This is a genomic window from Pseudomonas fluvialis (assembly GCF_014207935.1).
GTDB classification, from domain to species: Bacteria; Pseudomonadota; Gammaproteobacteria; order Pseudomonadales; family Pseudomonadaceae; genus Aquipseudomonas; species Aquipseudomonas fluvialis_A.
The window spans coordinates 246,999-270,140 of record NZ_JACHLL010000004.1 but is presented as its reverse complement, the minus strand read 5'-3'; the positions used below and the strand labels follow the sequence as shown (position 1 = coordinate 270,140).

The 23,142-nt window shown below is 60.3% G+C and carries 19 protein-coding genes; 10 read left to right on the top strand and 9 right to left on the bottom strand.

Annotation, left to right across the window (positions count from 1 at the left end):
- Positions 1 to 45: 45 nt before the first annotated feature.
- Positions 46 to 1,152: a glycine oxidase ThiO gene (gene thiO, locus HNP49_RS12880; RefSeq protein WP_184683839.1), complete on the top strand. Its 1,107-nt coding sequence runs from the start codon at positions 46 to 48 to the stop codon at positions 1,150 to 1,152.
- 10 nt (positions 1,153 to 1,162) lie between these two features.
- On the opposite strand, the gene HNP49_RS12875 is transcribed toward thiO, so the two are convergent.
- The 4 genes from HNP49_RS12875 to HNP49_RS12860 form a co-directional block, all read right to left on the bottom strand.
- Positions 1,163 to 2,500 carry a sigma-54 dependent transcriptional regulator gene (locus HNP49_RS12875; RefSeq protein WP_184683837.1) on the bottom strand — a complete coding sequence of 446 codons (1,338 nt, stop codon included), beginning with the start codon at positions 2,498 to 2,500 and terminating at the stop codon, positions 1,163 to 1,165.
- Between the two features lie 2 nt (positions 2,501 to 2,502).
- Positions 2,503 to 4,092, bottom strand: coding sequence for a PAS domain-containing sensor histidine kinase (locus HNP49_RS12870; RefSeq protein ID WP_184683835.1), 1,590 nt, complete (start codon positions 4,090 to 4,092; stop codon positions 2,503 to 2,505).
- Positions 4,085 to 4,309, bottom strand: coding sequence for a PP0621 family protein (locus tag HNP49_RS12865; RefSeq protein ID WP_184683833.1), 225 nt, complete (start codon positions 4,307 to 4,309; stop codon positions 4,085 to 4,087). Before HNP49_RS12865 ends, HNP49_RS12870 begins: the two co-directional genes overlap by 8 nt.
- Before the next feature lie 124 nt (positions 4,310 to 4,433).
- A complete protein-coding gene (locus tag HNP49_RS12860; protein ID WP_184683831.1) occupies positions 4,434 to 5,462 on the bottom strand; it encodes an outer membrane protein assembly factor BamD in 1,029 nt (342 codons plus the stop codon).
- A 147-nt stretch (positions 5,463 to 5,609) separates the two neighbouring features.
- On the opposite strand from HNP49_RS12860, the gene rluD reads away from it, so the two are divergent.
- The 3 genes from rluD to clpB all read left to right on the top strand — a co-directional run bounded on the left by rluD (position 5,610) and on the right by clpB (position 10,007).
- Entirely contained in the window at positions 5,610 to 6,569 is a 960-nt protein-coding gene (rluD, locus tag HNP49_RS12855; protein WP_184683829.1) for a 23S rRNA pseudouridine(1911/1915/1917) synthase RluD, read from the top strand.
- Entirely contained in the window at positions 6,553 to 7,305 is a 753-nt protein-coding gene (gene pgeF / locus HNP49_RS12850; RefSeq protein ID WP_184683826.1) for a peptidoglycan editing factor PgeF, read from the top strand. Before rluD ends, pgeF begins: the two co-directional genes overlap by 17 nt.
- A 137-nt stretch (positions 7,306 to 7,442) precedes the next feature.
- A complete protein-coding gene (gene clpB, locus HNP49_RS12845; protein WP_184683824.1) occupies positions 7,443 to 10,007 on the top strand; it encodes an ATP-dependent chaperone ClpB in 2,565 nt (854 codons plus the stop codon).
- Between the two features lie 55 nt (positions 10,008 to 10,062).
- On the opposite strand, the gene HNP49_RS12840 is transcribed toward clpB, so the two are convergent.
- From HNP49_RS12840 to HNP49_RS12825, 4 genes are all read right to left on the bottom strand, one after another.
- The gene (locus HNP49_RS12840) at positions 10,063 to 10,950 is read right to left on the bottom strand and encodes a polyprenyl synthetase family protein (RefSeq protein ID WP_184683822.1); all 888 of its coding nucleotides are present in this window, start codon (positions 10,948 to 10,950) and stop codon (positions 10,063 to 10,065) included.
- Entirely contained in the window at positions 10,950 to 11,189 is a 240-nt protein-coding gene (locus tag HNP49_RS12835; RefSeq protein WP_184683820.1) for an exodeoxyribonuclease VII small subunit, read from the bottom strand. Before HNP49_RS12835 ends, HNP49_RS12840 begins: the two co-directional genes overlap by 1 nt.
- A gap of 68 nt (positions 11,190 to 11,257) precedes the next feature.
- On the bottom strand, positions 11,258 to 13,603 hold the full coding sequence (locus HNP49_RS12830; protein WP_184683818.1) for a bifunctional diguanylate cyclase/phosphodiesterase: 2,346 nt from the start codon (positions 13,601 to 13,603) through the stop codon (positions 11,258 to 11,260).
- Positions 13,597 to 14,532: an ABC transporter substrate-binding protein gene (locus tag HNP49_RS12825; RefSeq protein WP_184683816.1), complete on the bottom strand. Its 936-nt coding sequence runs from the start codon at positions 14,530 to 14,532 to the stop codon at positions 13,597 to 13,599. The genes HNP49_RS12830 and HNP49_RS12825 overlap by 7 nt, the downstream gene beginning before the upstream one ends.
- A 401-nt stretch (positions 14,533 to 14,933) precedes the next feature.
- Here HNP49_RS12825 and HNP49_RS12820 point away from each other — a divergent pair, with 401 nt between their 5' ends.
- The 5 genes from HNP49_RS12820 (at position 14,934) to HNP49_RS12800 (ending at position 20,648) form a co-directional block, all read left to right on the top strand.
- The gene (locus HNP49_RS12820) at positions 14,934 to 17,711 is read left to right on the top strand and encodes a hypothetical protein (RefSeq protein ID WP_184683814.1); all 2,778 of its coding nucleotides are present in this window, start codon (positions 14,934 to 14,936) and stop codon (positions 17,709 to 17,711) included.
- Positions 17,708 to 18,616, top strand: a complete 909-nt coding sequence (locus HNP49_RS12815; RefSeq protein WP_184683812.1) for a UbiA family prenyltransferase — start codon at positions 17,708 to 17,710, stop codon at positions 18,614 to 18,616. Before HNP49_RS12820 ends, HNP49_RS12815 begins: the two co-directional genes overlap by 4 nt.
- A gap of 78 nt (positions 18,617 to 18,694) precedes the next feature.
- Complete coding sequence (locus HNP49_RS12810; protein WP_184683810.1) at positions 18,695 to 19,663, top strand: glycosyltransferase; 969 nt, start codon at positions 18,695 to 18,697, stop codon at positions 19,661 to 19,663.
- Entirely contained in the window at positions 19,660 to 20,055 is a 396-nt protein-coding gene (locus tag HNP49_RS12805; RefSeq protein ID WP_221445219.1) for a GtrA family protein, read from the top strand. Before HNP49_RS12810 ends, HNP49_RS12805 begins: the two co-directional genes overlap by 4 nt.
- Positions 20,052 to 20,648 (top strand): hypothetical protein, encoded by a 597-nt coding sequence (locus HNP49_RS12800; protein ID WP_184683806.1) that lies wholly within the window; start codon positions 20,052 to 20,054, stop codon positions 20,646 to 20,648. Before HNP49_RS12805 ends, HNP49_RS12800 begins: the two co-directional genes overlap by 4 nt.
- A 192-nt stretch (positions 20,649 to 20,840) precedes the next feature.
- Here HNP49_RS12800 and HNP49_RS12795 read toward each other — a convergent pair whose 3' ends face one another.
- Positions 20,841 to 21,587, bottom strand: a complete 747-nt coding sequence (locus HNP49_RS12795) for a hypothetical protein (protein WP_184683804.1) — start codon at positions 21,585 to 21,587, stop codon at positions 20,841 to 20,843.
- A gap of 116 nt (positions 21,588 to 21,703) precedes the next feature.
- Between HNP49_RS12795 and HNP49_RS12790 the strand changes: the two genes are divergently transcribed.
- Positions 21,704 to 23,098 carry a hypothetical protein gene (locus HNP49_RS12790; protein ID WP_184683802.1) on the top strand — a complete coding sequence of 465 codons (1,395 nt, stop codon included), beginning with the start codon at positions 21,704 to 21,706 and terminating at the stop codon, positions 23,096 to 23,098.
- Positions 23,099 to 23,142 lie beyond the last annotated feature (44 nt).

Genomic DNA, 23,142 nt, shown 5'->3' with positions numbered 1-23,142 from the left:
TTGCATGTTGTGGCGTCCTTGCCTTGTGTTGTTTTAAGAGGTGATATGAAGCTCTTCAGTGATGTCGTGGTCGTGGGAGGGGGGGTCATGGGCCAGCTCTCGGCACTGGCGCTGGCTCAAGCAGGACTAAGTGTAGTTCTGTTTGAGAGGCAGGACGCTGGTCGCGAATCATCCTGGGCTGGCGGCGGGATAGTGTCGCCACTTTATCCTTGGCGCTATGCGCCGGCTGTTGGCGCTCTGGCGCATTGGTCTCAAGGATTCTATCCAGGCTTTGCTAAGCAGCTGACTGAAGATGCCGGTATTGATCCGCAGGTGCGCGCGACGGGGCTCTACTGGCTCCATCTTGAGGATGCGGAGCGTGCGCTAGAGTGGGCGGCGCAGCATCATGTGGCGCTTGAGCAGATAGATGAGCGTGCATTGCGGCAGGCATTGCCGATGCTGGGTGAGGGCTTTACTCAGGCGCTTTTCCAATCGCAGGTAGCTAATGTTCGTAACCCTCTCTTGCTAGCTGCTTTGGGTAAAGTCCTTGAGGGACAGAGTGGGGTGCGAGTCTTTACTCATGCTGAGGTTAGTGGTTTGAAGGCTCGTTCAGATGGATGGGGTATCAATGCAGGCGAGTTTGAGTGCGAGGCATCATCTGTTCTGCTTGCAGCAGGCGCCTGGAGCGGCGAGCTGCTCGCAACTCTCGGTCTGCATTTGCCCGTCGAGCCGGTCAAGGGACAGATGATTTTGTACAAGTGCGAGTCGGACTACCTGCCCTCCATGGTGCTTTCCGAAGGGCGTTATGCCATTCCACGGCGTGATGGTCATGTGCTGGTGGGCAGCACCCTGGAGCATGTCGGGTTTGATAAAACGCCCACCGGGGAGGCACTGGCAAGCCTGAAGGCGTCTGCCGAGAAGATGCTGCCGGGGTTGGCGCAGCGGGAGGTCGTCGGGCATTGGGCGGGATTGCGTCCGGGTTCGCCGGACGGTATTCCGTTTATTGGCGAGGTGCCGGAATTGCCTGGGCTCTGGCTCAACTGCGGGCATTACCGCAATGGTTTGGTGTTGGCGCCTGCCTCTTGTGAGCTGTTGAAGAATCTCATGCTGGGCGAAACACCGATTGTCGATCCGGCGCCTTATTCCCCGGCTGGTCGGCTCAGGGCTCTGTGATGGGCAAAGATCAATCTATGCCCAGTTTCTTCAGGCGGTAGCGCATCGAACGGAAGGTCAGGCCAAGGCGCTGGGCGGCGGCGGTGCGGTTCCAGCGCGTTTCTTCCAGTGCCTGCATGATCAGCTTTCGCTCGATTTCTTCCAGGTAGTCTTCCAGATTGTCGATCTGTGCCAGAGAGGCCTCTCCGGCGGCTGCGCTGCAGCTGGCTTCGCTCAGGCGCAGGTCCTGTGGCTGGATCAGGTCGTTCTCGCACAGGGTGTAGGCGCGCTCGAGCATGTTTTCCAGCTCGCGCACGTTGCCGGGAAATCGGTAGCTCTTAAGCTTTTCCAGGGCGTCGGGTGCCAGGCGAGCGGGGCTCAGGCCGCAGGCGTCGGCCAGGCGCTTGAGAGTAACCTCGGTCAGTAGCGGGATGTCTTCGCGGCGTTCGCGCAGCGGTGGCACGCTGAGCTCGATGACGTTTAGGCGGTAGTACAGATCCTGGCGGAAGCGCCCGGCGGCGACTTCTGAGGCCAGGTCCTTGTGGGTGGCGCAGAGAATGCGCACATCAACTACCACTTCCTGTTGGCCGCCGACGGCACGCACGGCCTTTTCTTGAATGGCGCGTAGCAGTTTGACCTGCATGGGCAGCGGCAGGTCGGCAACCTCGTCGAGGAACAGGGTGCCGCCATTGGCGGCCTGGAACAGCCCCTGCTTGTCCTCGACTGCGCCGGTGAAGCTGCCTTTCTTGTGACCGAAGAATTCGCTCTCCATCAGTTCGGAAGGAATGGCGCCACAGTTGACCGGTACGAAGGGGTGTTCGCTGCGCGGGCCCTGTTCGTGGATGAGTCGGGCGACCAGTTCCTTACCGCTGCCCGATTCACCGGAGATGTACACCGGAGCCTGACTGCGTGCCAGCTTGGCGATCTGGTTGCGCAGGGTCCGCATGGGCGGGGCATCGCCGAGCAGACGGTGGTCTACTGGTGCGTCTTCGCTGCTCGGGTTGCCCAGGCGCAGAGCTGTGCCGACCAGCTCGCGCAGGCGGGTGAGGTCGACCGGCTTGGTCAGGAAGTCGAAGGCTCCGGCCTTGAGGGCGTTGACGGCGGTGTCGAGGCTGCCATAGGCGGTGATCATGGCGACCGGCAGCTGAGGGTGGCGCTGCTGGATGAACTGCACCAGTTCCAGGCCAGTGCCATCAGGCAGGCGCATGTCGGTCAGGCACAGGTCGAACGGCTCGCGAGCCAGCCACTCGGCCGCTTCCTTCAGATTGCGGGCGCTGCGGGTATCGAGCTTCATGCGCCCAAGGGTGATTTCCAGCAGTTCGCGAATGTCGGGTTCGTCGTCGACGATCAGGGCTCTCTGGCGACTCATGTTCAGCTCAGTCTGCGCGGGTGGGCGAAGGTGATGCGGAAGCAGCTGCCGCCGCTTTCGCGAGGTTTGTAGTCGAGGCGTGCCTGGTTGCTTTCGCACAGTTCACGGGAAATATACAGGCCCAGGCCGGTGCCTTTGTTCTCGGTGGTATAGAACGGCTCGAAGATATGCTGTTCCTGCTCGGCGGGTACGCCCGGGCCGTCGTCGAGCACCTCGAGTACCGGCAGGTCGCTTTCCGTATCGCGGAACAGCTTCATCCATACCTGACCGTTACGATTCTTCTGCGCACTGTAACGCAGGCCGTTCTGCACCAGGTTGCCCAACACCTGGGTCAGCTGGTGCGGATCCATACGGGTTTGCAGGCTGCCGCCATCGGCATGAATATGCAGCTGCTGGTTGTCGCGGGCGGACTGGCGGAACTCACTGGCGAAACGGTGCAGCCAGTACTTGAGGTCAAGCAGTTGCGGCTCGGCCTGGCGCCGCCGCGACAGCTGCAGGACGTTTTCGATGATCAGGTTCATCCGTCGCGACTGGTCCTGGATTATCTGTGCCAGGCGCTTGTCGGCCTCCGGTAGCTCATCGGATTCCTGCAGCAGTTGCGCGGCGTGGCTGATGGCGCCGAGTGGGTTGCGTATCTCGTGGGCAATGCCGGCGGTCAGGCGACCAAGTGAGGCCAGCTTTAACTGCTGGGCCTGCTGCACGATGGGTGAGATGTCCTCCAGAAAAATCAGGGTGTTTTGCTGGCCTCCGTCATGCAGGTTGACGAAGCTCGGTTGCAGCACTGGGCCATCCGTCGCGGCCTGCAGGCTGTCGGGGCGCAGAGTCGGGTTGCCTTGCCAGTGTTGCAGGCGCTGCACCAGTTCGGGGGTTAGCAGATCAAGGCGACGACCGATCAGCTGCGACTTGCCGAGCAGACCGAGTGCACTCTGGTTGGCCTGCAGGACCTGATGATTGGCATCCATGACCAGGATGCCGGTGCGCATGCGTTCGAGGATCTGGGCGTTGATTGCCTCCAGGCTGGCGACCTCGGCGGCGCGCTCAGCGGCCAGGCGTTCGCTTTGGCGCAGCTTCTTGCTCAGCGCCTGGACGAACAGGGCGGCGGCAAAACACAGTGCGCCGAGGGCGCCGACCTGGACGAACTGGCCCGCGGCGGCGGGGCGGCTGAGGCTCAGATAGAACGTCAGATAGATCAGAGCCGAGGCGGCAAAGGCTGCGAGCACCAGGCCTATGCGACCACGAAGCATGAAGTTGGCAATTGCCACTGCGACAATCAGCAGGTTGCCGATGCCGCTGGGAGCGCCGCCGGCGGCATAGAACAGCGTCGCCAGCAAGGCGATGTCGCTCAGAGCCAGGGCAAAGGTTTGCGCCAGGCGGTCAGGCTGTCGCACCAGCAGGGCGGCGCCGGCATTGAAGATCAGGTAGACCCAGCAGCCGATTTCGAACAGTGAGCCGTTGGCCAGATCGAGCAGCTGATCGTGCAGGCTGAGCGAAACCAGCACAGCGAGGACCAGGCCGACGATGATGCGGTAGGCATGGTAGAGCCGGAGAATGCGCAGGCTCTGGCTACCCTCGATACCGCTGAGCTCAGTCATGCTTGGCCAGGCGCTGGTGCTCCGGGCTGCAATACCACTGCTCGCCTGCCGTCAGGGCGCTGTCCTTGGGTAGATGCACGCCGCAATGGGCGCAGCGCACCATGGGCGTCGTTTCAGGTTCGGCCGCTGTTTCCGTTCGGGTGGCGGGTTGCTTGAAACGACGCCACAGCCAGTAGGCCATCGCAATCAGGGCTATCCAGAAAAGCAGTCGCAGCATGGCGGTTCGTCATATTTGGAGTCGAAGCCGCAGTGTAGCGAAGCGCTTGGAGAGAGCCCAGTGGCCGGTCACGAGGACAACAAAAAAGGAGGCCGAAGCCTCCTTTTTCTGTGTTACTTCGTAATCAGTCGAACAGACCGAAGGTCATGTAGCTGAACCAGGAGCGATCGTCGTTGTTGCCTTCGGCTTCGGCGCCGAGGTCTTCCTGTGCTTCGCCGCTGTCGTCCTGGTTTTCCGGTTGAAGTTCCTCAGGAATGGCTTCGACAGCATCTTCATACTGCTTGATCACATCCTGGCTGGCGCGGGTCTGGCCCGGCGGCAGCGGCGCTTCGGTATCGATCAGGCCGAGCGTGGCGGTAGCCAGCCACGAACGGTTGTCGGCTTCTTCCTCGCGTGGCACGAATGCGCCATCGACCAGACTCGGGTGATCCGGGTAGTTCTGCTTCAGGGTTTCCAGGCTGGTCGCCGCCAGATCCTCCAGGTGCAGACGCTGGTAAGCCTCGGTCATGATGGCCAGGCCATCGCCAACGGCCGGGGTTTCCTGGAAGTTTTCCACCACGTAGCGGCCGCGGTTGGCGGCGGCGACATAGGCCTGGCGCTTGAGGTAGTAGTTGCCTGCGTGCACTTCATAGGCGGCCAGCAGGTTGCGCAGATAGACCATGCGGGCCTTGGCGTCCGGGGCGTAGCGGCTGTTGGGGAAGCGGCTGGTCAGCTGGGCGAACTCGTTGAACGAGTCACGGGCGGCGCCCGGGTCGCGCTTGGTCATGTCCAGCGGCAGGAAGCGCGCCAGCAGGCCGCGATCCTGGTCGAAGGAGGCCAGGCCTTTCAGGTAATAGGCGTAGTCGACGTTGGCATGCTGCGGGTGCAGGCGGATGAAGCGCTCGGCGGCCGACTTGGCGGCTTCCGGCTCGATGTTCTTGTAGTAGGCGTAGATCAGTTCCAGCTGTGCCTGTTCGGCATAACGACCAAACGGGTAACGCGATTCCAAGGCCTTGAGCTTGGCAATGGCGCTGGAATAGGTCTTGTTGTCCAGATCTTCCTGGGCCTGCTGATAGAGCTGCGACTCACTGAGGTTCTCGTCGACCACCTCGTTCGAGGAACAGGCAGCGGTAAGTGCCAAGAAGGCGATCAGCAGCAGGTGTTTCACTGACATAGCGGCTTGCATCCCTGTGACGGCCGGCTGTCTAGGGGGCCGTCGTCCTGTTATGATGAGCGCCCCAGGTTTCCCGGGGACAAAGACGCCGTATTTAACCACAGCGCACGGCGGTTTCCAAAAGCCGTGCCTCGCCCAGATGTGCCCATGTCCGAGATTATCCAACTGCGTGCCGAAGTGCCTTTCGAGATGGGCGGTCAGCGCCTTGACCAGATTGCCGCACAACTCTTTGCTGAACACTCGCGTTCGCGCCTGGCCGGCTGGATCAAGGAAGGGCGCCTGACCGTCGATGGCGCCGTGCTGCGCCCGCGCGATGTGGTGCACTTCGGCTCGGTACTGGAGCTGGAAACCGAGCAGGAGGCCCAGGGCGAATGGGTGGCGCAGGACATCCCGCTGAATATCGTCTACGAGGACGATGACCTGCTGGTGATCGACAAACCGGCGGGACTGGTGGTCCATCCGGCTGCCGGGCATGCCGATGGCACGCTGCTCAACGCCCTGCTGCACCATGTCCCGGACATCATCAATGTGCCGCGTGCCGGCATCGTTCATCGTCTGGACAAGGACACCACTGGGTTGATGGTCGTGGCCAAGACGCTGGAGGCGCACACCCAGCTGGTCGCCCAGTTGCAGGCCCGCACCGTCAGCCGGATCTACGAATGCATCGTGATCGGCGTGGTCACTTCCGGCGGCACCGTCGATGCCCCCATCGGCCGCAGCTCGGCCAATCGCCAGCGCATGGCGGTGATCGAGGGCGGTAAGCCCGCCGTCAGTCATTACCGTGTGCTTGAGCGTTTCCGCTCGCACACCCATGTGCGGGTCAAGCTGGAAACCGGGCGTACTCACCAGATTCGTGTGCACATGACCTACGCCGGCTTTCCGCTGGTCGGCGACCCTGTGTATGCCGGGCGCTTCCGCATTCCGCCGGCGGCCAGCCCGACCTTGGTGCAAACGCTCAAGGAGTTCCCGCGTCAGGCCTTGCACGCGCGTTTTCTCGAGTTGAAGCATCCGACCACCGGCAAGCGCATGAAGTGGGAATCGCCGCTGCCTGAGGATCTGGTCTGGCTGCTCTCCCTGCTGCGTCAGGACCATGAATCCTTCGTTTGAGTCGCTGAGTCTGGCCGACTGCCTGCTGCCCGAGTGGCCGGCCCCGGCCCGTGTGCGCAGTTGCGTCACCACGCGCGCCGGCGGCGTCAGTCTGCCGCCGTTCGACCGTCTCAATCTCGGTACCCATGTTGGCGATGATGCCGAGGCGGTCGCGCAGAACCGCTCCCGGCTGCAGACGTTGCTGGGGTGTCGGCCGACCTGGTTGAATCAGGTGCACAGCCCTGACGTGGTCGAAGCCACACCTGCCCAGGTGCTCACCGCAGATGCCAGCTGGACGGCCACGCCCGGGGTCGCGGCGCTGGTGATGACGGCCGACTGTCTGCCCGTGCTGTTCTGTGATCGTGCCGGTACCCGTGTCGCCGCCGCCCATGCCGGCTGGCGCGGACTGGTCGGTGGCGTGCTGGAGAACACGCTCAAGGCCCTGGCGTTCGATCCGGCCGAGACGCTGGTCTGGCTGGGCCCGGCCATTGGTCCGGCGGCTTTCGAAGTCGGCGCCGAAGTGCGTGAGGCCTTTGTGGCCCAGCATGCCGAGACTACCTCTGCTTTCGTGCCGGGCGCCCAGCCCGGCAAGTTCATGGCCGACATCTACCAGCTGGCGCGCATCCGCCTGGCGGCTCAGGGCGTCACCGCTATTTATGGCGGCGGCTTGTGCACCGTCAGCGACCAGCGTTTCTTCTCCTACCGCCGTGCCTCCCGCACTGGGCGTTTCGCCAGCCTGATCTGGCTGGCCAACTGAGCCTCTGGCTGATCCCGGTCAAGGTTGTTGGCCTTGAATCGCTGAAAACTGTCCTCATCTAGACTGCAACCCGGCGGGTTTCTGTTCAGGAGTGTGCTGTTGCTCCGGCCCGCCCTACCTAGAGGAAGGATGAACCCATGCGAATCGATCGTTTGACCAGCAAGCTGCAACTGGCCCTTTCCGATGCCCAGTCTCTGGCCGTTGGCCACGACCACCCGGCCATCGAGCCGGTGCACCTGCTGCATGCCCTGCTGGAGCAGCAGGGCGGCTCCATCAAGCCGCTGCTGATGCAGGTCGGTTTCGACGTCAATGCTCTGCGTCAGGGGCTGACCAAGGAGCTTGATCAGCTGCCGAAGATCCAGAACCCGACTGGCGACGTGAACCTGTCCCAGGATCTGGCGCGCCTGCTTAACCAGGCTGATCGCCTGGCTCAGCAGAAGGGTGATCAGTTCATTTCCAGCGAGCTGGTGCTTCTTGCCGCGTTGGATGAGAGCACCAAGCTGGGCAAGCTGTTGCTGGCTCAGGGCGTGAGCAAGAAGGCGCTGGAAAACGCCATTGCCAACCTGCGCGGCGGTGAGGCGGTGAATGACCCGAACGCCGAGGAGTCGCGCCAGGCACTGGATAAGTACACCGTCGACCTGACCAAGCGTGCCGAGGAAGGCAAGCTCGACCCGGTGATCGGCCGTGATGATGAAATCCGCCGCACCATCCAGGTTCTGCAACGCCGCACCAAGAACAACCCGGTGCTGATCGGCGAGCCCGGCGTCGGCAAGACCGCCATCGTCGAAGGGCTGGCCCAGCGCATCGTCAATGGTGAGGTGCCCGATGGTCTCAAGGACAAGCGTCTGCTGTCGCTGGACATGGGCTCGCTGATCGCCGGCGCCAAGTTCCGCGGCGAGTTCGAGGAGCGCCTCAAGGCGGTACTCAACGAGCTTGGCAAGCAGGAAGGGCGGGTCATCCTGTTTATCGACGAGCTGCACACCATGGTCGGGGCCGGCAAGGCCGAGGGCGCCATGGACGCCGGTAACATGCTCAAGCCGGCGCTGGCCCGTGGCGAGCTGCACTGTGTAGGCGCCACCACGCTGGACGAGTACCGCCAGTACATCGAGAAGGATGCCGCGCTGGAACGGCGTTTCCAGAAGGTGCTGGTCGATGAGCCAAGCGAGGAAGACACCATTGCCATCCTGCGCGGCCTCAAGGAGCGTTATGAGGTACACCACAAGGTGACCATCACCGACGGCGCCATCATCGCTGCCGCCAAGCTCAGTCACCGCTATATCACCGATCGCCAGCTGCCGGACAAGGCCATCGACCTGATCGACGAGGCCGCCAGTCGTATCCGCATGGAGATCGACTCCAAGCCTGAAGAGCTGGATCGTTTGGAGCGTCGCCTGATTCAGTTCAAGGTCGAGCGCGAGGCACTGAAGAAGGAAGACGACGAGGCCGCTCTGAAGCGCCTGGAAAAGCTCAAGGAGGATATTGCCCGCCTGGAGCAGGAGTACGCCGACCTCGAGGAAATCTGGAAGTCGGAAAAGGCCGAGGTGCAGGGCTCGGCGCAGATTCAGCAGCGCATCGAGCAGGCCAAGGCCGAGCTAGAGACCGCCCGGCGCAAGGGCGATCTCAACCGCATGGCCGAACTGCAGTACGGCGTGATCCCCGATCTGGAGCGCAGCCTGCAGATGGTCGACCAGCACGGCAAGAGCGAGAACCAGCTGCTGCGCAACAAGGTTACCGACGAAGAGATTGCCGAAGTGGTGTCCAAGTGGACCGGCATCCCGGTGAGCAAGATGCTTGAAGGCGAGCGCGAGAAACTGCTGCGCATGGAAGATGACCTGCATAAGCGCGTCATCGGTCAGCACGAGGCGGTGGTGGCGGTGGCCAATGCGGTGCGTCGTTCGCGTGCGGGCCTGTCCGATCCCAACCGGCCCAGCGGCTCCTTTCTCTTCCTCGGGCCGACCGGGGTGGGCAAGACCGAGCTGTGCAAGACGTTGGCCGAATTCCTCTTCGATACCGAAGAGGCGCTGGTGCGTATCGATATGTCCGAGTTCATGGAGAAACACTCGGTCGCGCGCCTGATCGGTGCGCCGCCCGGTTACGTCGGCTACGAGGAGGGCGGTTACCTGACCGAGGCGGTGCGCCGCAAACCCTACTCGGTGATCCTGATGGACGAGGTCGAGAAGGCTCACCCGGATGTGTTCAACGTGCTGCTGCAGGTGCTGGAAGATGGCCGCCTGACTGATAGCCAGGGCCGTACCGTGGACTTCAAGAACTGCGTGGTGGTGATGACCTCCAACCTGGGGTCGGCGCAGATCCAGGAACTGGTCGGTGACCCGGAAGCTCAGCGTGCGGCGGTGATGGATGCGGTCAGCCAGCACTTCCGTCCAGAGTTCATCAACCGTATCGACGAGGTGGTGGTGTTCGAGCCGCTGGGCCGCGAGCAGATCGCCGGCATCGCGACTATCCAGATGGCGCGCCTGCGCGCTCGCCTGGCCGAGCGCGAGCTGTCGCTGGAGCTGACCGACGAGGCGTTGGACAAGCTGGTGGCGGTTGGTTTCGACCCGGTCTACGGCGCGCGTCCGCTCAAGCGAGCCATCCAGCGCTGGATCGAGAACCCGCTGGCGCAGCAGATCCTGGCCGGCAAGTTCGTTCCCGGCACGGTGATCAAGGCCAAGGTCGACGGCGAGGAGATTGTGTTCGCCTGACGCCGCCCGTTAAGCAAAAAGCCCCGCACTGCGGGGCTTTTTTGTGTCTGCCGCTTCAGCTGCGACGGGCGACGATGAACTCCGCCAGTTGCCGCAGGGGTTCGGCGCGCTCATCGAAATCGTGCAGCGCGGCGAGAGCCTGGTCGCGCAGTTCGAGGGCATAGGCCTTGGCCGCGTCGAGGCCAAGCAGGGCCGGGTAGGTGGGCTTGTCGTTGGCTTCGTCCTTGCCCTGGGTTTTGCCCAGTGTGGCGGTATCGCTTTCCACATCGAGGATGTCGTCCTGCACCTGGAAGGCCAGGCCGATGGCCTGGGCATAGTGCTGCAGGGTGTTCAGTTGAATGGCACTGGCCTTGCCGCTGGCCATGGCGCCAAGCAATACGCTGGCTTCGATCAGGGCGCCGGTCTTGTGCCGGTGCATGCGCTCGAGAGCCTGCTGGTCGATCTTGATACCGACGGCGGCGAGGTCGATGGCCTGGCCACCAACCATTCCGGCCGGCCCGGCCGCGCGGCTCAGGGTGGCGAGCATGCGCAGGCGCAGGGCAGCATCGGCCGGATTGCCGGCATCACTGCCGAGCACTTCGAAGGCCAGGCTCTGCAATGCATCGCCGGCCAGGATGGCGCAGGCCTCATCGAAGGCGATATGGGTGGTTGGCTGACCGCGGCGAAGGGCGTCGTCGTCCATGGCGGGCAGGTCGTCATGCACCAGCGAGTAGGCGTGGATCAGCTCCACCGCGCAGGCGGCGCCATCGGCTTGCGCCAGGTCGCCGCCGAGGGCGTCACAGGCGGCGTAGACCAGCAGCGGGCGCACGCGCTTGCCGCCGTTGATCACGCTATAGCGCATGGCCGCATAGAGGCGCTCAAGGTCGCTGGCCGGGGCTTGGAACAGGCGTTCGAGGGCAGCGTCGACGCGCTGCTGGCTGCGCTGCTGGTAGGCGGCGAACATCAGGCGTCTCCGGCCTCGAAGGGGGCTTCTTCCAGCTCGCCATCACGCTCCAGCAGGATCTGCACCTTCTGCTCGGCCTGGGTCAGGGCGCTCTGGCAGTCACGGGTCAGGCGGATGCCCTGCTCGAAAGCACTCAGCGACTCTTCCAGCGGCAGCTCGCCACTTTCCAGGCGCTCAACCAGTGCTTGCAGTTCGCTCAGGGATTGCTCGAAATCGAGCGCGGCTTTCTTGCGGGCCATGGGGGGACTACTTCTCGTGGGCTGTCGGAACCGGCGCGACACTAGCAGAGGGCGGCGCGCCGGGCAAATCAGGCCTGGCTGGCCGCGTTGACCATCAGCGCCGGTTGTGGGCGACCATAGTAATAGCCCTGCAGGCGCTGGCAGCCGTTGAGCAGAAGGAAGGCCGCCTGCCGCTCGTTTTCCACGCCTTCGGCGATCACTTCCACGCCCAGTTGCGCTGCCATGGTCAGAATCCCTCGAACGAGGGCGACCGACTGCGTACTGTCCGGCAGGTCGGCGACGAACTGCCGATCGATCTTGATGCCGTCGAAGTGGAACTGCTGCAGGTAGGTCAGCGAGGCGTAGCCGGTGCCGAAGTCATCCAGCAGCAGCGGCAGACCGGCCTGCTTCAGGCGTGCCAGGCTGTCTCGCACCGCCGGTCCATCGCTGAGCAGGGCGCTTTCGGTGACTTCCAGCTCCAGCCAGTCGGGGCTGACCTGTTCTTCGGTGAGAATCGCCAGCAGACGTCCGGCCAGATCATCCTGGCTGAAATCCAGTGGCGACAGATTGATGGCTACGCGCAGGTCGAGACCGGCCAGGCGCCATTGGCGTACCTGGCGACAGGCCATGCGCACGATCTTCGGCGTGGTTTCGAGGATCAGCCCGCTGTCTTCCAGCACCGGAATGAAGTCGTTGGGCGCGACCAGGCCGCGATTGGGCGAGTGCCAGCGCAGCAAGGCTTCCATGGCCAGTGGCTTGCCGGTGGGGTCGACCTGAGGCTGGTAGAACAGCTCGAACTCGTCGCGCTGGATGGCCAGACGCAATTCGGCTTCGAGCATCTGCCGTAACTCGGTGGCTTCGCTCAGTCGAGGGCTGTACAGCGCCATGTTGTTGCGCCCGCCATCCTTCGCCGCATAAAGGGCCAGGTCGGCTTGCTTGAGCAGTTCGCTGGCGCTGCTGGGGTGGCCGCCGTGCAGGGTCAGGCCGATGCTCGGAGTGATGTTGAAATGGTATTGGCGCACCTGGAAGGGCGCCTTGAAGGCGGCCAGAAGCGCTTCGCCGAGAGTCTCGGCGCTGCCGCGCTCAGCGCCTTCGAGCAGGCAGACGAATTCGTCGCCGCCACTGCGGCCGAACAGGCAGTGAGGGGGCATCAGGGGCTTGAGACGCTCGGCAATTTCTATCAGCAGGCGGTCGCCTAGCTCGTGGCCGTGGATGTCGTTGATGCGCTTGAAGTGGTCGATATCAAGGAACAGCAGGGCCAGGCGGCTGCCGGCGGCGAGCAGTTGTTCCAGGCGCTGCTGCAGTTGATGACGGTTGGCCAGCTGGGTCAGCGGGTCGAAGTGGGCGAGGAAGCGCAGGCGCTGTTCGGCCAGCTTGCGGTCGCTGATGTCGCGCAACAGCACCAGATAATGCCGTTCGCCCTCGCGCTGGAACGGGGTCATGGAGATTTCCACGGCAATCTCATGGCCGTTGCGCAACGTGGTGAACTCCAGGTTGCTGCTGGCTGGGGCCTGGATCAGGCGCTCCCAGCAGCCGCCTTCGAGTAGACGGTCCTGCGGCAGGTTGCCTTGCAGGTCCTGTGGCGTGCAGGAGAATAGCTTGGCCGCGGCCGGATTGGCCTGTTCCACGCGCAGCTCGTGGTCGACCACCATCATGCCAATGGGCGCTGTGTCGATCAGTGTGCTCAGCAGCTTCTGGCTCTCGCGCAGGTTGTGCTGCTGGCGCTGCAGTTGCTCGAACATCAGGTTGAAGCTGCTGGCCAGCTGGCTAATCTCGTCGCTGCCGGAAATCTCGGCATGGGCGTCCTGGGCTCCGTGGGTAAAGCGCTGGGTGGCCTGCTCGATGGCGGCCAGCCGGCGGGTCACCAACAGGTGGTAGAGGGCGTTGAGGACCAGGCCGAGAGTGAGCAGCAGAAGCAGGACTTCGCCGATGAACAGCCAGGTGTTGTGTCGGGTCAGCAGCAACTGCTCGGAAAAGTCGAAGCTGACCAGCAGCATATGACTGCCCTGGCGGTCGAGCGGATAGAGCGCGAGAAAACGTTCGCCGCCCTCGGCGAGCCAATGGGCCTTGGTGCTGGCGCTGTGACGGGCCAAGTCGGTGTGGCTGAGGCCAGTCAGGCTGGTCAGCTCAAGACCGAGGCGGGTGGCGGCGATGATTCGTTGCTCGGCGTCGATCACCACCGCCCAGCGTACATTGGCCAGGCTGCCCAAATCGGCCAACTCGGTCTGCAGTTCTTCGCTGCGCCCCTGGCGCAGGTGGTCGGCCAGACTGCTCTGCAGCAGCGCCAGGGTCTGTTCGCTGTGCTGGCGCCAGTTGTGCAACTCGGCGCTGCTGCGCAGGGGTAGTTCGATGCTCAGCAGCAACAGGCTGAAGAGCAGGGCGAACAGGCCGAGCAGCAGGGGCAGAGAGCGGCGCAGCGACAGTTTGGTCAGCATGCATCCCCCTGACAGCTGCCGGGCAGCATCTGGCGGATATTCGCCGGTTTACCCTGCAGCTGGCGGCTGAACAGGTACTGATTGAGGCGCTGCATGCTCTGTTGCAGTACGCCATCCTTGATTAATTGCTCATTGAAGGTGGCGTCGCCCATCTGCAGGCCGGCCAGGGTCACCTCCAGTTCGTTCGGGCTCAGTCCCAGCCGGCGTTCCACGCGCTGATCATGGCCGGCGCGTTGCTGCTGCCATTCCTTGAGGCTGGTGAACCACAGCGCGCGCAGGCGTGCCGCCTGTTCGACATCGACACTCTGCGGGTTGATCACCAGTACATCGATGATTTCATTGGGCAGTGCACGGCTGTCCAGCAGGGGCAAAGCCTGCAGTGCGGCGAAGTCCAGGCTGGCCGAGGCAAAGTTGATCGCTGCATCAATCTGGCCGCTTTGCAGGGCGGCCAGATGTTCGTTGATCGGCATGTCGAGCACCTTTACATCGGTGCGGTTGAGCTTGGCCAGATCGAGGATGCGTGAGAGGAAGTAGGCGCCCAGCGCGCTCTTTTCCACACCAATGCGCTGGCCGCGCAGTTGTTCCAATTGCTTGATTGAGCTTTTGGCGAAGAGCACATCGGCCCCGGCCGAGACATCGGCTACCAGCAGAATCTGCACCGGCAGGCCACTGCTTTGCAGAATCAGCGCTTCGTCGAGGGTCAGCAGGGCGGCGTCCAGCAGGCCGTTGCGGTAACCACGCAGCACGCCGGTGGTGTGGGGGTACTCGACCAGGCGCAGATGACTTTGCTGCATCCAACCGAGGTCGTCGGCCAGGTACAGCGGGGCATAGCCGAGCCAGCGATTGGCGCCAATACGCACGGTATCGTCCGGTTCGCTACAGCCCACCAGCAGGCCGAGGATCAGGGCTATAACAGCTAAACGAGGCATCCTGCCGCTCCACGGAGGTCAGTGTGTACCTTAACCCACTGTAGTCGTACGGGGAATTGCGCGAAGATCGGACAAAGTAACGGACAATAAAAATGCGGTGTTTGGGTAGGAGCTATGAGCACTGTGGCTTTATTCTTTTGCATGAGGAGCTGTGGGTCGTACGCATGCGTGTTGATTGCCGACATCTAGATGATGTGCATGATTAAATGCCGGGCTGAGCACGCGCTGAGAGCCAAGACTCCTGCTCAGCATCGTAGTTATACTCGCAGCGCATGGGTGCGATGCGCTCACAGGGCTCGTTGTGGCTAGGCGTTAGCGTGACAGGCGCGAGTTTATTCATTGGCCCTCGACATTCAAGATGGTGTAGCAACCTCTCTTTTCTAAACAGTCCTTGGAGTCGTATGCAGGCCAGTAAGGTCGCCTTTGGCAAGTGGCGGGCACGCTTTTCGGGCTCGGGAACTGTATCGAACCCCTTGCATGGCTCATGGCGTTGGGATTGTGCGGTCTGCCTGCTGCTTGGGCTTTCCTTTTTCCTGATTTACAACGCCAATCAGAGAACCATCGGCGCTGGCGATACGTATCCGGCTCGCTACCTTCCGTTGTCGATCTGGAAGCACCATAGTTTGACGTTGGACCCGATTGCACTACTGGTGGCGCAGGGCAGGGAGGTTCCAACCGGGAAAAGCCAATCGACCGCCGCGTTCTGGATGATCAAGAACCCTGCAGGCGGAATCGTCTCGCTATACCCCGTTGTGACCCCCGTGATTGTCGCGCCGTTGTACCTGCCGGCAGTAGCCTATCTCGATGAAATGGGTTGGGAGCCACTACGAGTCGATTATGTCGCTCGGGTGATGGAGAAGCTCTGTGCGTCCTTCTTAGCGTCGTTGTCGGCGATGCTTCTCTATCTGCTTCTGCGACGGCGCAGCTCTCCTGATGCCGCCGTACTGCTTACGATCGCGTATGCGTTGGGTACAACGACATGGGTGATCAGCAGTCAGGCTCTATGGATGCATGGGCTTGCGGGACTGCTGGTTGTCGCCATGTTGTACTTGCTCACCGGGCCTTGTACGCCTTTGCGGGCGCTCGGCGCAGGTCTCTTTTGCGCGCTTCTGGCCTGCAATCGACAGCCCGATGCCATCCTTGCTGCGGGTTTTGCGCTTTATGCAATCCGCTGGGCCGGGTCCCGCTTGATCTGGTTTCTTGCTGCAGCTGCAGTGCCAGTTGGGCTTGCGCTGGCCTACAACCTGTTCGTGGTAGGTCATGTCATCGGGGGTTATGGCCTGATGCCCTCGCTTGAAAGCAGGGTCTCGAAATTTGGTGAGGATACGCTCTACGGAATTGCTGTACTGCTGTTCAGTCCGGTTTACGGGCTTTTCGTCTTTTCTCCGTTCTTGCTGTTTGTACCTTTATTCCTGCCATTTGTGTTGCGCGATCAGGGTTCGCGGGGACTCACGTTGGCGGCGGGTGGCGCCTTGGTGGTGCAGTTGCTTTTTTACGGCGCGACACATTGGGAGCAGGGTCTAAGTTGGGGGCCACGGTATCTCACAGAGGCACTACCCATTCTCGTTTGGATGCTGTCTCCGGTTTTCGAGCGCTTGCGCACGCTCGGTCGCGCGGTGTTTGGTTTGGCGTGCCTCATTGCGGTTGTCATTCAGGGCGTGGGAGCTTTTTGCTACACCGGCAAGGCCTTAGGATCGGCCGTGGCGGCCAAGGGGCCGCTCATAACTCGTGACACATGGAAGCAGTTGGTTTGGGATATTGGCAACACCCCATTTCTCGCTGAGCTGAAGCATGGACTAATCGCCCCCGACTTCGGTGAGCTTAAGGGGAACATCGACGTTGCCGAAATGCGCGACGAAGGCGGTGGTCGGCACTTAGTGGTGGCCGGCTGGGCGCTTATGGATGGCCACACGCCGTCGGATGTCACGCTGATGGTGGATGGTCAGGTTGTGGTCGGCGGTACTGATGTCTTCTTCGAACGTCCCGACGTTGTGCGCGCGCTAGGCACGCGGGATCCAGGCGGTTGGCAAGTGAAGTTTCCCGCTGACGACCTAGCGCCTGGAGCGCATGTGGTGACTGCGCTCGTGCGAGACCGTTCCGGCGGCCAGCAACGCCTGCTCGGCGAGCGCAGATTCATTGTCACCCAAAGTGATTCCCGCCTAGTGAAGGCCGCACGAAGTGCTGTCTCGCTTCTCGTTGAGCATCAGAGCCATGCCGGTTACTGGCTTACCGAGTTCTCCAAGGAAACACGGTTCGTGCCGCAACGGCAGGAGCTGAACATATTCATCAACGCTGCTCTGATCGATGTGGTGGAACCGATAGCCCGGCAGGCTGGCCTAACAGGCGCCATGGTGCGGGCGCGTAAGTTTCTGACAAACCAGATCGAGGAAAATGGCCTCGTTCGCTATCACGGTCGCCCCGATCTGCCGACGATGGGTGTGATGGGTTGCAGGATTACGCCCGATGCAGACGACACGGCTCTCGCCTGGCGAATCGCGCCGAATCCTCACTCGGCGTTACTACCGCTAGCGCTGTCGACGCTAAAGCAGTTCCGTACTTCGGATGGCCTCTATCAGACTTGGCTTGCACCAAGAGAGCAATTTAGATGCATCGATCCTGGGAAGGATCCTAATCCGCCCGATATTGGCATTCAGCTCCATGTCTATCTGTGGCTGGCCCAGGTAGATCTGCCTGCCGCTCGTGAGTTGTGTACCGCTTTGCAGAAGCGTTCGACAGACGAATCTCTCTGGGTCTATTACCGCTTGGCGCCGCCGATCGTTCTTTTGCGTTTGCATGAGGTGAGCGAGGCGGGATGCCCGTTGCAGTTGCCTGAGTCGCGGCTGCGGACCACGGTCGCGGGCCAGGGCATATGGCTTGAACTCCTTGGGCATCTACGCCACTTTGAAGCTGCGAATGATCTCACCGAGAGTCGCTCGAAGGCCATCACGCTGTTGCTGAGTAAGCTGGCAGCTGAAAACTTCGCGTCCTTGAAAGGCAATCCGCCGCTGCTTTATCACAATGACCTGAGTGCGAGTGTAAGCCGTTACTACTGGTCTGAGGCGTTTGGCTATGCCCTCTGGCTCAGGCTTTATTACGAGCACGAGGGTGCTCTGTCTGCCGCATCGCCTGGTGCTGGAGGGCGCGTGCCGAACTCCGAGAATGGTAGTGCCAAACCATGATCGCTACGGCGGGTCTTCGTCCGCAGTCGGTGCGACAATTACTACGCCTGCTGTCCTCAATCCGCTTCGACGAAGTGCTGGTGCTGCAAGGGGCTCCGCTGATGGGAGTGCTACTGGCTCTCGGTTCCTTGTCTGTTCAAGACTGCATCAGGGCTTTCGTCTTTGCTTTCGGAAGTCTGTGTCTGGTTGGGCATGTGTTTGTGATAAACGATTGGGCGGGTATCGATGGCGATCTCCGGGATCCGCATCGCGCTGCGCAGACGTTTGCGTCGAGGGGCGTGAGCCGCGCCGCTGTCGGATTTCTTGCGGTCGCACTACTTGGCATGACGCTTCTGTTGTTCTCGTTGCTGGGGCCGGTTTCGCTCACCCTTGCGATTGCAATCCTGGTTCTCAGCACGCTCTATTCCGCCCCTTCGATTCATATGAAGGGGCGTCCGGTTCTGGGCTCCTGCCTTCATCTCGTGGGCGGCACGCTGCACTTTCTGCTTGGCTACGCAACCTTTTCTGCCGTTGATGAGCGGGGTATTGTTATCGGCTGTTTCTTCGGACTGATCTTTGCGGCCGGTCATCTTATGCACGAAGCCCGCGGTTACGATGGGGATCGGCTCAATGGCATCCGTACCAATGCGGTTGCCTTTGGTAGGGCGCAAAGTTTTGTGGCCGGCATTATCCTGTTCACTGGGGCCTATGCGCTGCTGATCGCCCTTGCTCTGTCCGGCCTGCTGCCACGCATGCTCGTATTCGTCGTAGGGTTCCTGCTGCTGCACCTCCATGCATCCTTGCGGGCCTGGCGGGCCGGCCTCAGCTTCGAAAGCCTGCTCAAGTACCAGAAGATCTATAGACTGCTCTATGGGCTTATTGGCACCATGCTGGCCGGATCGGTCTTGTTAGAAAGGGTGAGCTAGTCCGCGTGCCAGCAAGGTACGTCGCAGCTTTCTCCGCTCTAGTGTAAGCATCTCCTGAACTCTGAACGCCCTGAAGCCATGTGCGCAATTTCCCCCGACTTTGTCGTAGTCACTCCGGTCTTTGAGGATGCCGAGGCATCTGCCCGCCTGTTCGATGAGCTATCTGCGACTTTTGGCGCGAAGGTCTATGTAGTGGCGGTTGATGACGGTTCTGTGCAGCAACCGGTCGATCTGGCGAAGATGAGTGCTGTTGGGCTGAACGGTACGGTCATTCGTTTGCGCCGCAACGTAGGTCACCAGCGAGCCATTGCGATAGGTATCGGCTACGTAGCGGAACATATGGGCACGGCGCAGGTCGTGGTCATGGATTCTGACGGAGAGGATCTACCTACTTCGATTCCGGAATTGCTCAATGAACTGAGTGCTCCGGATGTTGATTTGGTCGTTGCTCAGCGCAAGACACGCGTCGAGACTCTTCGCTTCAAAGCGTTCTATTTTCTCTATAGAACGCTATTCAAGGTTTTGACAGGGCGCCAGATCAGCTTTGGAAACTTCATGGCAATCAAGCCGGCAGCTGTCAGGCGGCTCACCTCTATGCAGGAACTGTGGATCCACGTTGCCAGTTGCGTGTTGAGTTCGCGACTGCGAATCCGTATTTGTGCTCTCGATCGCGGTCCGCGTTATATCGGCCAGAGCAAGATGAGTTTTGTCGATCTTGCGTTGCACGGGTTCCGCGGAGTCATGGTCTTCGCTGAAGATGTGCTAGTGCGTGTTGGAATTGCTTCAGCTCTGATCGGTGGGCTGACAGTGGTTGCGGGTCTGGCAACAATCGTCCTCAAGGTATCGGGTTTCGCGACTCCGGGGTGGTTTTCGGTGGCGCTCGGAATCTTGTTTGTTGTTTTCCTCCAGACTGGATCCCTGGCATTGATCAGTCTCATGCTCACTGGCGTCAGTAAGTCTGGTGGGCTTTCGCATTCGCCATATGCACAGTTTATCGACTATGTCGAGCACAGCAGTCCGCTGTCGATATGCCAGCATTGCCAATGAACCTTGATTTTCGTGTTGCGGAGATCGTGCGCTTCGCCCTCAACGGGCTTTTCGCCGCGGGGATTCACTTCGCCGTTCTGAGCTTCAATCTGCGGGTGCTCGAAATGCCGTCGGCCGGTCTGGCCAATTTTTTTGCCGCTTGGTTCGGTATTGCGGCGTCTTTCATTGGTAGTCGTTTCTTCGTCTTCCGGCATTCGGAGGGGGCTCTTGTGAGCCAGGCCATGCGCTTTCTCGCGTCCTATGCCGTGATTGCCTGTCTGCACGGACTATTGCTCTACATCTGGACGGATCAGCTGCAGCGGGACTACACGGTGGGTCTCTTTCTGGCCGTGATGATGCAGGCCGTGCTGAGCTACCTGGGCAACAAACTACTGGTTTTCAAGGCGGCATGAAGACCTGGCGCTTTCTCGTAGCTTCACTGTTCTTTGTGGCACTCGCTTGCTTGGTCTACTGGATACATGTCGCCTATTTTGGGGTCGATGTGGTGTTCTACAGTGCGCTCCTCGATGGCGCTCTGGCCGCTCTGATTGCTGCCGTAACCATCTGGCGCATGCACGTTTTTAGCGTCTTTGGAACCTTCGAAAAGATGCAGATGGTGCTCATATGGCTGCTGACAGCCTATGCGCTTGCGATCTCAGTGCCGACGGTGGTCGACCGCTCGCTGTCCTTCTATATCCTCGAGAAGCTGCAGCAGCGTGGTGGCGGAATCCAGCAAAGTCGCTTCTCGGACGTATTCAAGCAGGAGTATCTGAAGGAGCATCGGTTGGTTGACGTACGTTTGACCGAGCAGCTCCAGTCAGGAACCATTCGTATTGATAATGGCTGCGTTCATCTGACGCTCAGGGGGGAGCGCCTGGCTAGCTTCAGTCGCTTCTTCCGCGCCCATCTTTTACCCAAGCGGCGGCTGTTGCTCGACAACTATAGCGATGACCTGACCGATCCGTTTCGGCGTAGTTACGCGCAGGTTGACTACCTCTGCCCGTGAGTGCTGCATTGACTTAGTAATCTCTCGCTAGCTTGCCCACTCCGTCCCTTTCTTCATACAAGTTTAGTCCTGTGCCTCGTCATGAGGCTTTGTGAAAGATGGGTAAACCAACGTAGGGTGGATTTTTGCGCAATAAAAAAGCCGGCTTGTGGCCGGTTTTTTATTTGATTATCCGCTTGAATTTAAATGGATTTATTTGATGGTATTCTTTTGACCCACACGTTGACCCACATCTTGATTCCCGTTTGGGGGTGGTTGGTTGGGGCGTGTCATTTGTTCAGGACGATCCAATGCTCTTTTGTGGTTGTGTGGACCTGCATGCTGCTTCCGAATGGCGTTGAGCTTTTGCTGTGCTTCGGACCATGCCTGTTGGTAGTGACTGCTGAGGGGGCCGTGCACATCTGTAGGGGTGCCGCAGACCGTTTCGTAGTAGCTGATCCTCATGAGGGCGTCGGAAAGCATTTCCTCAAGTGCGGTGACGCAGGCCTTGAGGCCTTTCTCTCGAAGATTTGCGTGGCCTTTCTCGCGATTTTCGCGCTCCTTTGACTCTTTTAGTTTCTTGCTAATTCCGGCATGGGCTTTGGCAGTTTCAGCAATCAGTGTTTCTACTAGGTCGGTAGGTCTAACTCGTTCTTGCTTTGCGAGTGAGTCCAGTTTTGCTGCGACAGGAGTGTGAAGTCGAAATGTCCTGTTCTTCAGGCCGGGTTTTGTCAGGCGCCATTTCTGCTGACGATAGGCATTTCTCATGGTGCTGAGAAATTGACGTCCATCCACTGCTTCCTCTATTCGGAGGCCTTTCTTGAGCAGGGTTTCTGCATTCCTTTGTCCGTGATTGCCGGGTACCGGTTTGCCGTGCTGCTGAAGGTAGTTGTAGGCCCAATTGACGGCCTGCTCGTCAGACGTGTCTAGCCACTCCAAGCCCACCTTGCGCTTTGCCATGTCTGTACCTTTAAATCTGTTATTCGTTACGTTACGCGTAACAAGATTGAAATTATACAGGCTGTAATTTCGCTGTGATAATTATGGTGTATCCCATGAGTGGCTGAGGGACTAGTGTGAGTGTCGTTCGGTATTTGCTGTGTGAGGTAAAAGGCCTTGAGCCGGAGGGGAAATATCTGCTCGTCAGGTTGCTGCTGAGCCATCAGGCCGAGGGTGGATTTGTAAGTACGGCGACGGAGTTGGCCGAACGCTTCGGGGTCAGGCTCTCCAGCGTGTCGAAGGCGCTCAAACTGCTTGAGGTGCAGGCTCTGTTTTCTGTGGCTGCTGCTCCGGAGGGAAAGGGGCGTCCCAAACGGAGATTTACGTTCACGAAACAGCTAACAGCACTGCTCGCAAAGGTGACGCTTCCAGATGGGGCTGAGCCTGCAATTGGTGTTGAGCTTTTTCTGCTGCTTGATGCAGGTGCATCAACTGAGAGTCAGATTTTGCGACCCGACTGGCGCAATGGTGTCTTAGTTGATAAGCGCAAGTCTGGGAGACTTAGCATTGCGAATCGGTTGCTGATCGCAGTCATGTTAATCAGGGCTGACAGATTCGGTGTCGTCAATTCATTGGGGTTGGCGGAGCTCAGAAGGGCGACAGGTTTGAGCAAAGAGCGCTTGACCTACCGGCTGGCCAGGCTTGTCGCTACTGGAGTGATTAGGAGCTGTGTGCCAGGCGGGACAGGTCGACGTATCTTGGGGCTGGCCAAGAGTACCTACTTGCTGAACCTCGCCGATCCAGAGCTTTCAGCCTTGGGCCTCTGCCCCCTAGTGTTTGTTCAGCAGTTTGAGCCGGATAAGTACACAGGCTGGTCTTCACTTCTTGGCGACATCTATGACAATGCAAACCAGCCGCGCTTGAAGGCCGGTATAGGCGATCCAGATCTAGATAGCCTCGGGCGTTTAACTCGTGTCCAGGATTTTTTTGATGCTGCAGAACGGCGTCGTTTATCTCCTGCTCTGGAGTTCAGGTTGCTGTCCTACGCCTCGACATTTCTTTCGAAGCACTGGGAGTTAATCCCATCGTCAGTGGCTGATATCCCCAGCTCTCTACCTGATCCGGTGCCTGAGCTGAAGAAGGCAATATCGGAGGACTTTTGTCTTTCTAAAAGAGCAGCAGGGGAAGCTAATGGCTCACGTGGCGAGGCGGGCTTGGCAAGGTTGCATGGCTGCTTATGGGAGGCGGTTTACAGAAAGGCGGCCGAGATCAAATGTCTGCTCCTTAGTCGTCGCTCCCATCGACATGGTCAGATGAACTACCTAGTGTTGCCTGATGCGCTGAAGAATGCCTTTCTTACGATACTTGCGCTGCCAAAGGCTGATACTTCATTGAGTGGCTGCTATGTCTGGATGTGCGCGGATGGGCAGCCTGAACGCTACTTAGCCGAGCAAGAGATCCCCGTGAGTGAGCGACTAAGTTATGGTCTGCTGGGTCGCCCTAAGGACAGGGTGGGTGGTTGTCGGGAGTGACCCAATATTTTTTTACAAAACCCGCCAATCCCATGAACGAACAA